The sequence below is a fragment of the Rhodocyclus gracilis genome (assembly GCF_009617575.1).
In the GTDB taxonomy this organism is placed as follows: Bacteria; Pseudomonadota; Gammaproteobacteria; order Burkholderiales; family Rhodocyclaceae; genus Rhodocyclus; species Rhodocyclus gracilis.
Window position 1 is genome coordinate 13241 of record NZ_WIXJ01000010.1, and the last position, 12862, is coordinate 26102.

General features: G+C 63.7%; 9 protein-coding genes. 7 read left to right on the plus strand and 2 right to left on the minus strand.

Translation table 11 applies throughout. The annotated features are described in order from the left end of the window. Positions 1-111: 111 nt before the first annotated feature. Positions 112-1530, minus strand: a complete 1419-nt coding sequence (gene dnaA, locus GHK24_RS11555) for a chromosomal replication initiator protein DnaA (RefSeq protein ID WP_153473046.1) — start codon at positions 1528-1530, stop codon at positions 112-114. A gap of 421 nt (positions 1531-1951) precedes the next feature. On the opposite strand from dnaA, the gene rpmH reads away from it, so the two are divergent. The 6 genes from rpmH to GHK24_RS11585 all read left to right on the plus strand — a co-directional run bounded on the left by rpmH (position 1952) and on the right by GHK24_RS11585 (position 6531). Continuing rightward, a complete protein-coding gene (gene rpmH, locus GHK24_RS11560) occupies positions 1952-2086 on the plus strand; it encodes a 50S ribosomal protein L34 (protein ID WP_153117784.1) in 135 nt (44 codons plus the stop codon). Between the two features lie 40 nt (positions 2087-2126). Next, positions 2127-2507: a ribonuclease P protein component gene (rnpA, locus tag GHK24_RS11565; protein ID WP_167681080.1), complete on the plus strand. Its 381-nt coding sequence runs from the start codon at positions 2127-2129 to the stop codon at positions 2505-2507. Then, entirely contained in the window at positions 2504-2713 is a 210-nt protein-coding gene (yidD, locus tag GHK24_RS11570) for a membrane protein insertion efficiency factor YidD (RefSeq protein ID WP_153473047.1), read from the plus strand. The genes rnpA and yidD overlap by 4 nt, the downstream gene beginning before the upstream one ends. A 94-nt stretch (positions 2714-2807) precedes the next feature. Then, a complete protein-coding gene (yidC, locus tag GHK24_RS11575; RefSeq protein ID WP_153473048.1) occupies positions 2808-4505 on the plus strand; it encodes a membrane protein insertase YidC in 1698 nt (565 codons plus the stop codon). 56 nt (positions 4506-4561) lie between these two features. Beyond that, positions 4562-5959 (plus strand): tRNA uridine-5-carboxymethylaminomethyl(34) synthesis GTPase MnmE, encoded by a 1398-nt coding sequence (gene mnmE, locus GHK24_RS11580; RefSeq protein WP_153473092.1) that lies wholly within the window; start codon positions 4562-4564, stop codon positions 5957-5959. Between the two features lie 317 nt (positions 5960-6276). Continuing rightward, positions 6277-6531, plus strand: a complete 255-nt coding sequence (locus tag GHK24_RS11585) for a hypothetical protein (RefSeq protein WP_153473049.1) — start codon at positions 6277-6279, stop codon at positions 6529-6531. Between the two features lie 12 nt (positions 6532-6543). Here GHK24_RS11585 and GHK24_RS11590 read toward each other — a convergent pair whose 3' ends face one another. Next, on the minus strand, positions 6544-8682 hold the full coding sequence (locus GHK24_RS11590; protein ID WP_153473050.1) for a methyl-accepting chemotaxis protein: 2139 nt from the start codon (positions 8680-8682) through the stop codon (positions 6544-6546). Positions 8683-9014: 332 nt separating this feature from the next. Between GHK24_RS11590 and GHK24_RS11595 the strand changes: the two genes are divergently transcribed. After that, positions 9015-12854: a sensor domain-containing protein gene (locus tag GHK24_RS11595; protein WP_153473051.1), complete on the plus strand. Its 3840-nt coding sequence runs from the start codon at positions 9015-9017 to the stop codon at positions 12852-12854. Positions 12855-12862 lie beyond the last annotated feature (8 nt).

The window sequence follows — 12862 nt, forward strand, 5'->3', positions numbered from 1 at the left end:
AAAGCCTGTATCCAGCTGTGGGGTAATCTGCATAACTTATCCACAACCCGTTTTCCACAGCTTTATCCACACTTCTCCCACAGCTTTCGCCATGAGTTATACACGGCACTGCTATCCCTTCAGCACCTGCTGCAAGACGTGCAGGTCGTGGTTGAGTTCGTTGTCCTTGGCACGCAGGCTTTCGATGGTACGCACCGCATGCAGGACGGTCGTATGGTCACGCCCGCCAAACGCATCGCCAATCGCCGGGTAGCTTTGCGAGGTGAGATCCTTCGCCAGCCACATCGCCACCTGGCGCGGCCGGGCGATGACGCGCGTGCGCTTTTTCGAAAACAGGTCGGCGACCTTGATCTTGTAATAGTCGGCGACGGTCTTCTGGATGTTCTCGACGGTGATCTGCCGATTGAAGGCGCCGATCATGTCTTTCAGCGCTTCTTTCGCCAGCTCCAGCTCGATGCTGCGGCAGTGGAACGAGGCGTAGGCGAGCACTTTCTTCAGTGCGCCTTCGAGTTCGCGCACGTTCGAGCGCAGGTGCTTGGCGATGAAGAAGGCGACTTCATCGTCGAGCGCAACGCCTTCGCTTTCCGCCTTCTTTTTCAGGATGGCGACGCGCATCTCGGTTTCCGGCGGCTCGATCTGTACCGTCAGCCCCCAGTCGAAGCGCGTGATCAGGCGATCTTCGAGACCCGAAATATCTTTTGGGTACGTGTCGCAACTGATGACGATCTGCTTCCTGGCTTCGATCAGCGCGTTGAAAACATAGAAAAATTCTTCCTGCGTGCGATTCTTGTTGTTGAAGAACTGCACGTCGTCGAGCAGCAGCACGTCGAGCGAACGGTAGTAGCGCTTGAAGACATCGAAAGACTTCTGCTGATAGGCGCGCACGACGTCGGAGTAGTAATCCTCGGCGTGAACGTAGCGCACCACCTTGTCAGGGAAGTTATCGCTGATCTGGTTACCGATGGCGTGAATCAAGTGGGTCTTACCGAGGCCAGCACCACCGTAGATGAAGAGCGGGTTGTACTGCGCGCCGCCCGGATCGGTCGCCACACGCGTTGCCGCCGCGCGCGCCAGATCGTTGGCTTTACCGACGATCAGGTTGTCGAAGGTAAAGCCGGGAATCAGCCGCGACTTGTCGTAGGCCGACGCCGCCCGCGGACTCTCCACACGCGCCGGTGCGGCCTTGCGCGGCTCGGCCGAGGCCTCGTCGCGGCGGGTAGGGGCCGGCGATGAGGTGACAGGGGCAGCATTGCTGGCCGTCTTGACGGGGGAGGGGGCGTTCTGCCGGGCGCCGACGACGACTTCGATGGCGACCGCGTTGCCGAAAAAGGCAACCGCCATTTCGGCGATGCGCAAACCGTAACGGTCGCGCACCCACTTCTGGATGAAACCATTAGGGGCAACCAAGCGCAGCCCGCCGGCGAGGTCTTCCTCACCCTCAAGGCGCAGCGGTTTGATCCATGTGTTGAACTGTTGCGTGGGCAACTCGTTTTCAAACTGGGTCGTGCAGAAATTCCAGAAACTACTCATTCAGTATCAATCGACGTGAGCCGTGCACTTGGTGGCAGCGGCAGGTAAAGGAGCCGGCGCGAGCTTTTCTCTTTGATTTAACTCGCTTTTGCCGGCGCGCTGACGCCGCCGGGAGAGGCCAATTCTAACAAAGTTATCCACAGGCGGACAGAAATAGCACTACCACCGGCCTCGACCACCTGTGTGCCACGGCGCAGCGCAAGGCAACGCTTTCGGTCGCCCACCAACGCGGCTTCGCCGTCCGCAAACCGACGCCGGCCATGTCCGGACACCCCGCGTCATTCCGTCCGCGAATTCGCGGCTGCGCCACGCTCGCGACTTATCTATCGGAATTTTCGCGGAAATTCTCGTCAATCGCTTGACAGCAGGCGGGTCGCGCGGGTCTAATTGCGCGTTTGTTTCCGACCGCAAGGGTTCCATCATGAAACGCACCTATCAGCCTTCCGTTATCCGTCGCAAGCGTACGCACGGTTTCCTCGTTCGCATGCGCACCCGTGGTGGCCGCGCCGTCATCCGCGCCCGCCGCGCCAAGGGTCGTCACCGTCTGGCCGTCTAAGGCAGATTCAGCCGTCGCTGGATCGGCCGCGTTTCGCGCCGTGACTGCAGCAAACACTGTCGCGCCAGCTGCTTTTCCCAAGCGCTACCGACTCACCAAAACGGATGAATTTTCATCCGTTTTTGGTTTTCGGAGGGCCGTGAAAAGCCGCAACTTCCTGCTTCACTACCGCCCGCATGGGGAAGAAGAAGCCGGTGGCGCGCGCTTGGGGCTCGTTGTTGGCAAGCGCTTTTTGCGCCGCTCCGTCGACCGCAACCTGCTACGCCGGCTGGCACGCGAAAAATTCCGTCACCTGCGTACGCAATTGCCGGCGCGTGATTTTGTCCTGCGCCTGGCCAGCAAGCCGCTGCCGCTTGACCGGCAGGCGCTGGCTCAGGAGATCGACGGTTTGTTGCGCAAGTTTGCCTCTCCCGCACGATGAAAACGCTGCTCGTGGCCTTGATCCGCATCTACCAGTACGCGATCAGCCCGCTTCTCGGGCAGCGTTGCCGTTTTTTCCCGAGTTGCTCGGAATACACGGTCGAAGCCGTTCAACGACACGGGGCACTCAAGGGCGGTTACCTCGGCATGCGCCGACTGGCCCGCTGCCACCCCTGGAGTCCTGGCGGCTACGACCCGGTTCCGTGAGCGTCGCGATGCCTGCATCAATGCCGCGTCTCTCCCCACTGAGCGCTCCGACGCTTCAACTCCCACTCTCCGACCACTTTTGCATGGGCCGTTCATGGACAACCGTCGACTGATCCTGCTCTTTGTTTTCTTCTTCTCGCTGGTCATGCTGTGGGATGCGTGGGGCAAGTATCAGCACCCGCAGCCGGCGGCTACGACTGCGGCGGCAAGCGATTCCGCTGCCAGCGCCGCGCCGCAACCGACGGCGAGCCTGCAACACGTGGTGGCCGACACCGCGAAAGCGCCCGCCGTGGCAGAAGGCGCCGATGCTCGTCCGGCTGAGACGATCAGCATCAAGACCGACCTCTACACGGCTGAGATCTCGACGCGCGGCGGTGACATCACCCGCCTCGATCTCAACCGCTACAAAGCGGTGGAAGACAAGACGCAGACCTTCTCGCTGTTTGGCGCCAAGCACCACTACCTCGCGCAGAGCGGCCTGATCGGCGACGGACTGCCGACGCACAAGACGCTCTACACCGCCGTCCCCGGCAGCCGCGAGCTGGCCGCGGGCGAATCGACCCTGCAACTGCGTCTCGACGCGCCGGATGTCGACGGCGTCAAAGTGACGCGCGTCTTCACCTTCCATCGCGACAGCTACCTGATCGACGTTGCTTTTGAAATCGACAACGGCAGCGGCAAAACACTCGCGCCGCACGCCTACTATCAGCTGCAACGCGACGGCAAGCTGCCGGAAGGCGAAAGCTCGATGGTGTCGACCTTCACCGGCCCGGCCGTCTACACGACGCAGGACAAGTTCCAGAAAGTCAGCTTCAGCGATCTCGACAAGGGCAAAGCCAAGTTCGTCGCCAATGCCGACAACGGCTGGCTGGCAATGGTGCAACACTACTTCGTTGCCGCCTGGGCACCGACGACCGGCGTGGCGCGTGAGTACTTCATGCGCAAGGCCGAAAACGGCGCCGACTCCACCTACACGGCGGGCGTCATCCTGCCGGTGGCCGCCGCCGCGCCGGGTGCTCGCACGCAGATCGTCACGCCGCTGTACGCCGGCCCGCAGATCCAGAAGACGCTCGAACAACTCGCCCAGCCCGTCGACGCGGGTGGTGTCGGCGCCGAGGGCCTGCCGCTGGTCGTCGACTATGGCTGGCTGACGATCCTCGCCGCGCCGATTTTCTGGTGTCTGCAAGCGATCCACGGTCTGCTGGGCAACTGGGGCTGGGCGATCGTGCTCCTGACCATCGGCATCAAGGCGCTGTTCTACCCGCTGTCGGCGGCCAGCTACAAGTCGATGGCGAAGATGCGTGCCGTCGGCCCGCGCCTGCAAGCGATCAAGGAACGCTGCGGCGACGACAAGCAGCGCCTCAACCGCGAAATGATGGAGCTGTACAAGCGCGAGAAGATCAACCCGCTCGGCGGCTGCCTGCCGGTGCTGGTGCAGATTCCCGTCTTCATCGCTCTCTACTGGGCGCTGCTGGGCGCCGTGGAAATGCGCGACGCGCCGTGGATCCTCTGGATCAACGATCTGTCGTCGGTCGATCCGTTCTACGTGCTGCCGGTGATCATGGTCGTCACCATGCTGATCCAGACCAAGCTCAACCCGACGCCGCCCGATCCGATGCAGGCGAAGGTGATGATGGTCATGCCGTTCATCTTCGGTGGCATGTTCTTCTTCTTCCCGTCGGGGCTGGTGCTCTACTGGGTGGTGAATAACGTTTTGTCGATCGCGCAGCAGTGGAAGATCACGCGCGACATCGAGGCCGGCGGTAAAGCGGCCAACGACGCCAAAGCCTGATAACCCACGGCGCGTGCCCGTCACGCGCCGTCTTGCCGCCGGAGGCGCCGGTGAATCTGCCGACTGACACCATCGCCGCCATCGCCACCGCTCCCGGACGTGGCGGCGTCGGTGTCGTGCGCGTCTCGGGGCGCGCACTGGCCGATCTCATCGCCGCCATCGCCGGCCGCACGCTGTTACCGCGACAGGCTACCCGCGTCGACTTTCTCGACGCCGCCGGCCATGCCATCGACAGCGGTCTGGCGCTCTACTTCCCTGGGCCGAATTCCTACACCGGCGAAGACGTCGTCGAATGGCAGGGGCACGGTGGACCGGTCATCCTGCAACTGCTGCTGGCGCGTTGCCTCGATCTCGGTGCGCGGCTCGCCGAACCGGGAGAATTCACCCGCCGCGCCTTTGAAAACGGCAAGCTCGATCTGGCGCAAGCCGAAGCCGTCGCCGACCTCATCGACGCCGCGACGGCGACCGCCGCACGCAGCGCCGTGCGTTCGCTGCAAGGCGAGTTTTCTGGCGAAATCCACCGCCTGATTGGCGAACTCACCGAGTTGCGCGCGCTGACCGAAGCGACGCTCGACTTCCCTGATGAAGAGATCGACTTCCTGCAATCCGCCGACGCCTTCGGTCGCCTCGACCGCCTGCGGCAGCGGCTGGAGGCGGTCTTTGCCCGCGCCCAGCAGGGCAAGCTGCTGCAAAGCGGCGCCTCGGTCGTTCTCGTCGGTCAGCCAAACGTCGGCAAATCGAGCCTCCTCAACCGCCTCGCCGGCGACGAGCTGGCCATCGTCACGCCGATTGCCGGCACGACGCGCGACGCCGTGCGCAGCCACCTGCAACTCGACGGCGTGCCGATCAACATCATCGACACCGCCGGCCTGCGCGAGACCGACGACGAAGTCGAGCAGATCGGCATCGAACGCAGCTGGCGTGAAATCGAGCGCGCCGATCTGGCGCTCCTGCTGGCCGACGCGCAACACGGTCTCGGTGCCGCCGAGCAGGCGATACTCGACCGCCTGCCGCCTGAATTGCCGCGTCTGCTGATCATCAACAAAATCGACCTCGCCGGCCTGCCGGCTGGCCGCCGCGACGCCACCGAGCCTCCCGGCACGACCGCCCAAGATGGTGGAGATTCCAGACGCGCCGATCTGCCATTCCACGCCGGCGCGCGTCTTTTCCTCTCGGCGAAAACCGGGGAGGGCATCGACGCCCTGCGCCGGGAAATCCTCGCCATCATTGGCTGGAACGCCAGCGAAGATATCTTCATCGCCCGCGAGCGTCACCTGCGCGCGCTACACGACGCTGCCTCCCACATCGACCTCGCACACGCCCAACTGCCGCGCCTTGAGCTCTTCGCCGAAGAACTGCGCCTCGCTCAGCAGCGACTGGGCAGCATCACCGGCGAAGTCAGCGCCGACGACCTGCTGGGCGAGATATTCGGGCGTTTCTGCATCGGCAAGTAGCCGCACGGCTGGCGAAGATCAAGGTAAAATTAAGCTGTCCGGCGACAGGCGAAAACTAACCCGCTCGCCCAGCAAACAGCATTTCGTCTTGTATGGATTTCCGACAGACGCCAGAGGTTAAAAAACTGGGGAAGTGCCTTCGCCTGTTGTGCCGACTCCGCATGACGGAATGCGGGCAGGCGCACCAACATCTCCTCACAACTCGATACTCGATGTTGCGCGCTCGCTGTCTGGCGACGTGTCGGCAGCCGCGTTAATCGGGCAGGCGCGTCGCCGGCCGAGCAACGCCCGGCACGCCGATTGATGGAGGAGTTGCCATGTTCCAGTCACACGCTTCCCGCCTCAGCCGCCCATGGCTGGTAGCGGCAATGCTCGCCGCCAGCACGCTGCTCGGCGCCTGCACCGTCGTCCCGCCACGCTACGGCAGCACCACAGTCACCTACGTCTCGCCAGCACCGCGGGTCTATTACGGCAGCAGCTGGGATTTCCCCGGATACTACGGGCCGCCGCGACACTATTTCTACGACTGGGGCTACAGCCCGCGGCCGCATTGGGGTCGGCCGGGCTGGTAAGAATAAGGCCGCCTACTGGCTGACCTTGAAGCGTTGCATGAGCCCCTGCAACATGCCGACCGAGACGCCGGTCACCTCGGCGCCACGATTGGCGTCGGCAATCGCCTGTTCGACCAGTTCCGCCGATTGACCCATGGCCTCGACGCGTACGCCTTCGCTCTGCGCGGCGCTGGCCAAGGCGTCGATCCGGCTGAACAGGCGTGACTGAATCGTCTCGATCTCGGCGCGCTCGGAGGTGGCCGTTGCCGCCAGACGCAAGCCTTCTTCAAGGCCGCCCATGCTGCTCTCGACCGAACTGACCGCTGTCTCGGCGTGCGTCTGCAAGGCGCTGATGACGGCACCGATCTCACTGGTTGAGCGCGCCGTACGGTCGGCGAGCTTGCGCACCTCGTCGGCGACCACCGCGAAACCACGCCCCGCCTCGCCAGCCCGTGCCGCCTCGATGGCGGCGTTGAGCGCCAGCAGATTGGTTTGCGAAGCGATTTCCTCGATCACCGTGACGATGCGACCGATATCGGCGGCGCGCGTGTTGAGTTCGCGGATCGTGTGCGCGGCGACGCCGACCGACTCGCGGATCGTATCGCTGCGTGCCTGCACATCGGCGAACTGGCGACGGGCATCTTCTGCCGCAGCCTTAACTGCCTGACGCAAGGCGTCGGCATCGCCACCGGCCGCGTCGATGGCCTCGATCTGCGCGCGGATCGATACCAGCGTCTCCGCCAGTGCGTCGTGCATCTGCGCGGAGGCCTGACTGGTGTGGCGGCACTTCTCCTGCAAGCCGGCGTTATCAACGCTGATGCCGCGACTCGTCGTCATCACCTCACGGATGATCTGCTCCAGGTTATCGATCAGGCTATTGAGCCATTGCGACAACACCGTCACCTCGTCGCCGGCACCGGAACTACGCGGCAGACGCATCGATAGATCGCCACCGCCTTCGGCCACCGTACGCAACACCCCGGAGGTACTGCGCAGACGCTGCACGAGCGGCGCCACCCCCCAGCGATGCAGGACGACGCCACCGACGGCGAGCAGCGCGAGTTGCAATAGCGTCACGTACAACGCGGAGAGCGGAGTGGCGTAAGCAACGCCCACGCTGATCGCGCCCGCCACACCGACGACGCCCGCGTACAGCCGTGTCAGGCGAAAGCCGATGCTGCGCAGCCGATAAACTTCCTCCAGATCGGCCTCGCACATCATTCCCCAGGTATCGGGCGAGCCGGGCATACGGAAGGTGACGCCCTTGCCGATCACCGGGATATGCCGGTAATCGGGATAACCCGGATAGGTGACGAACAGGTTCTCGCCTTTGCGGATCGTCTCGCGCACGCCGGGGTGCAGCTCCTTCGTCGCCGGGTCGGTAAAGACAAGTTCGAATTCCGTGTGCTGCGCCACCCGCACCACGCCAAACGCCGTGCGCACGCCTTGCTTGAGATTGTCGCCGTGGGTGAACGCCGCATCCTCGAAGCGCGAGCGCGACAAAGCCGTTCCCGGCCGGATCGACGGATCGAAGCTCGACTTCACCATGAACAGGTAGTTGTCACCCGACTCATGAAAGATATGGCCGGCTTCGCGCTGGATGAGGTCGCCCATGACGTCGTTGGGAACGCGTGCGCAGACCGCACCAGTCGCTCCGCCGCCGAGACTGAGGGGCCGGTAGAACATCAGCGTCACTTCATCGTGAAAGCGCGAGGTCGACGGCGGTAGCGACGCCGTCACCGGATCGATATACGGCCCATGCAGAAAGCGTTCGCGCACGCCGATAGCCAACGCGCGGGGATCTCGATCCTGACTGCCGACACGCGCCGGGATGCTTGAGGCGACGGTCCGCCCCTGTTCATCGATAACGAAAAGCTCGGAAGCGTCGGGCAGCAACGAGCGTCGCGCCGCCAGCATGTCGTTGGCCACCGCCGGAAAGGAGGATTCGACATCTGCCGCCAGCACGTCGAGCAACTGCCAGTAACGCTCGGCCCAGCTTTGCAGCAAGCGCATGCGGGTCGCCGCGAAGCCTTCAAAAGCATGCTCCATCGCCGCTTCACGCGAACGATTCAGCGCGCAACTCCAGCGCATCGCCAGCTTTCCGGTTGGGCCAAACCATGGCAGCCAGGAAAGCTCAGCGGCGGAGAGATTCATCGACTTACTTTTCAGCATGGACATTCCAGAACACGGTTTCACTGCAAGATTGCGAAAGACGCCGCTCCAGCCACTGCAAAAACCGTTCCACATAGAAAAGAGCGATTTACGCGATACCTCGGCCCAGAACGATCCCCCGACGAGCCAATGTCGCACGGCAGTCAACGACTTTATGCACCATTCATGTGCCCGCGCACCACAGTAGTGCAAGCCTGAACCTTCAAGTGGCATGACCGCGCTCACGCCAACGGCTGCGCAAATAACGCCCACTCACTCAGCGATACCGCTTAGGTGGTATCCGCGCACTAATCACGCATAATGCTGTCCGGGCAACCTCACTTACGCCGTTCATGCCAACACCACGCTCTGCGTCGCTAAACGTGCCAACCGGCGATCCGGAACTCGCCAGGGAGCAGGTCATTCCGGAGTCAGCCACGCCAGACTCCGGGCATGAACGCAGCATGCTGGCCGCCTTGAGCCAGACAATCCCCGACCTCATCTGGCTGAAAGACGCGACGGGTCGGTATCTCGCCTGCAACGCCGCGTTCGAGCGTTTTGTCGGGAGCTCTGCCGGCGAAGTCATCGGCCAGCGCGATGAAGCACTGGTCCCCGCCGACATGGCCGCCCACTTCCGCGACAGCGATCAGCACGTCATCGCCACCGGCCAGCCCCTGCTGTTCGAGGAATGGCAGGAATTCGCGGACAAAGGTCCGCGCGCACTGAACACGCAGAAATCTCCCGTCTACCACCCCGATGGCCGCCTCCTCGGCGTCCTCGGCATCGCCCGCGACGTCACCGAGCGCCATACCGATCAACTCCTGCTCGGTATGCGCGACATCCTCGCCCGCGCTGTCGCCAAAAAGCCACGCCTCGACGGACTCCTGCAACGCATGCTCGACGCCGCTGTCGTCTTGCCGTGCTTCACCGGAGGTGAAGCCTGGCGACTGCGCGCCGATGGCAGCATCCGGCGCGTCGCCAGTACCGGCGGACGCGAGAAGACGAACGCCGCTCTGCGCGAGGCCAACAACATCCTACCGAAAAGCTCGCGTCTGGCGCAGCAGATACGGGGCATCCGCCCTTCCTGCATGTGCGCCGGCCGCAACGATGGGCCACCGGCGTGGTTGCGCTTTGCCGAAACACACGGCACAAGCACCTACACTCCCGGCGACAAGCGCCAGCTGGTCTTGCCGGTCTGCGTCGAGGGCGTGCCGGTCGCTGCCCTGCTGCTCGATTGCTCGGGCGGGCAATGCCTGCCCGGCAAGATGCCGCACCTCGCCGATACCCTCTGCTCAATGCTCAGCGATGCCGCCGAGCGTCGCCAATCGCTGATTCACGCCGATCAGCAACAGCAAAACCTGGCCGGCGTCTTTGCCGCCCTCGCCGACCTCGTTTTCGTCGTCGGTTACGACGGCACGATCATGCATCACAACGCCGCCGTCACCGAGCTACTCGGATTGCGGCCCGCCGGACTGATCGGGCGGCCGCTGACGGCGGCTTATCCGATGCCGCTCAAGGATGAGGTGGAGCGAGCAATCAACGACGTGCTGACCGGCCAGATCAGCGTCTACACGCTACCTTTGTTGCGCGCTGACGGCACCTGGCTCGACGCCGAAACCCGCACGGCACGCGGGCGCTGGAACGGCCGCCCGGCCATCATCGGCGTGACGCGCGACATCAGCGAGCGCGTCCGCACTGAAACCGCCTTGCGCGAGAGCGAGCAGCGCTTCCGGCAGGTTTTCCAGATGTCGCCCATTGCCGCTTCCTTGTCGCGACTGGAGGACGGCCGCTACCTCGAAGTCAACGAAGCCTATTCACATCTTTTCGGCTGGTCGCGTTCGGAGTTGCTGCAGTCCAATGCCCTGACGCTCGGCATCTGGGGCAGCGAACGCTCGCGCAATGCCTGGATTGCCCGCCTGCACGAGAACAGCCGGCTCGACAGCTACGAAGCCGTCTTCTTCGACCGTCTCGGCAATCCGTGCCAGGTTCTCGTCTCGGCAACGCTGGTCGTCATCGACGCCGAAGTGTGCTCGCTGACGATGATCTACGACCTCTCCGAGCGCCGCCGCGCGGAAGCGGAGGCCGAGGCCGCGCGCGATCTCGTGCGCGATGTCACCGATGCCTTGCCCTTGGCCGTTTTCCGCTACCGCTTCGACGACGACGGGCGCTTCCATCTCCTGTTCGCCAGTCAATCGCTGCTCGAGCAGTGCGGCGTCGGCAGCAGCGAAGCCATGGCTCATCCGCGGCGGATGCTGGCGCGCATCGCGGTGGAAGAGCAGGGCGCATTCATCGCCGCCGTGCGACGCGCCTGGCTGCATCAGGAGGCGCTCGACCATGAATTGCGCGTGGCCGCACCCGATGGCGGCGAACGCTGGCTCTATCTGCACTCCGAACCAACCTGCCTTGCCGACGGTACGTGCGTGCACAACGGCTACTCGCAGGACATCACCGCGCGCCGTCAGGCCGAAGCAGCGAGCCGTCTGGCGGCAGGGGTCTTCGAGCACGCGCACGAAGGCATTGTCATCTGCAACGCCGATGCCACCATCGTCGACGTCAATCGCAACTTTTGCGAGCTATCCGGCTATTCGCGCGAGGATGTGCTGGGGCGCAACGCCATCGCCTTGCAAGCCGGCGACCTTGCCGAGAACGTGCTTGAGTCGCTCTACCGGACACTCAAGAAAGAAGGCCACTGGCGAGGCGAGGTCTGGAGCCGGCGCAAGGACGGCAGCCGCTACGCCGAACGCGTCACGGTGTCGTCGATCCGCACACCGGAAGGCGAGATCAGCCACTACGTGGCGATCTTCTCCGACATCACGCTAATCAAGCAGCATCAGCGTGAACTCGAACGCATGGCGCACTACGACGCGCTGACGCAGTTGCCCAACCGCGTTCTCCTCGCCGACCGCCTGCGCCAGTCGCTGGCGCACGCGAAGCGCTGCGGCCGCATGCTCGGGCTGGCTTACCTCGACCTCGACGGCTTCAAGCCGATCAACGATCACTTCGGCCACGACGCCGGCGACCGCCTGCTGGTCGAAGTCGCCCGCCGCCTGCGCAACGCATTGCGCGGCGACGATACGGTCGCACGGCTGGGCGGCGACGAATTCGTCCTCCTGCTCTCCGAGCTGGGTTCGATTGAAGAGTGCAAGAAGAGCCTAGACCGCATCCTCGACATCGTCGCCTTGCCCTTCCACCAGGAGGAAGCGCAGTTTTGCGTCACCGCCAGCATCGGCGCCAGCCTCTTTCCACAGGACGACGCCGATCCCGACACCTTGCTGCGCCACGCCGACCAGGCGATGTACCTCGCCAAACAGGCGGGGCGCAACTGCTATCACATCTACGACTCGGAGCAGGATCGCCGCGCCCGCGCCCAGCACGACAGCGTGTCACGTATTCACGACGCCTTGCAGCGCAACGAGTTCGTCCTCTATTACCAGCCCAAGGTCGACATGCGTCGCGGCCTTGTTTATGGGGCGGAAGCACTGATTCGCTGGCAGCACCCCGAAAAGGGTTTGCTCGCTCCCAGCGAATTCCTGCCCGACATCGAAAACAGCGACTTCGCCATCACGCTTGGCGAGTGGGTCATGGAAACGGCCATCGACCAGCTGGCGCACTGGCGGCAGACGGGTTTAGATATATCGGTGAGCATCAACGTCGCCGCACGCGAAATCGCCGATTCCGGCTTCGTCGATCGCCTGAAGGCGTCGTTTGCCCGCCATCCCGAGCTCGACCCGTCGGCGCTGGAACTGGAGGTTCTCGAAACAGCGGCCCTGGGCGACGTCGGTCAGGCAACGCGCGTCATCGAAGGCTGTCACGCGCTCGGCGTACGTATCGCGCTCGACGACTTCGGCACCGGCTATTCGTCGCTGACCTATTTCCGCCGCCTGCCGGTCGATACCCTCAAGATCGACCGTTCCTTCGTGCGCGACATGCTCTGCGACGAAGAGGATTTCGCCATTGTCGAAGCGGTGATTGCGCTGACCCGCGCCTTCCACCGCCAGGTCGTCGCCGAGGGCGTCGAGAGTTCGGAACATGGCCTTGCGCTGCTGCATCTTGGCTGCGATCAAGCGCAAGGCTACGGCATCGCCCGACCCATGCCAGCGGCGGAGTTGCCCGCCTGGGTCGCCGCCTTTACGCCCGATCGCGTCTGGTCGAGGGAAGATCTCTCACTGAACACACTGTTTTCAGTGACCTGACCGCCGCC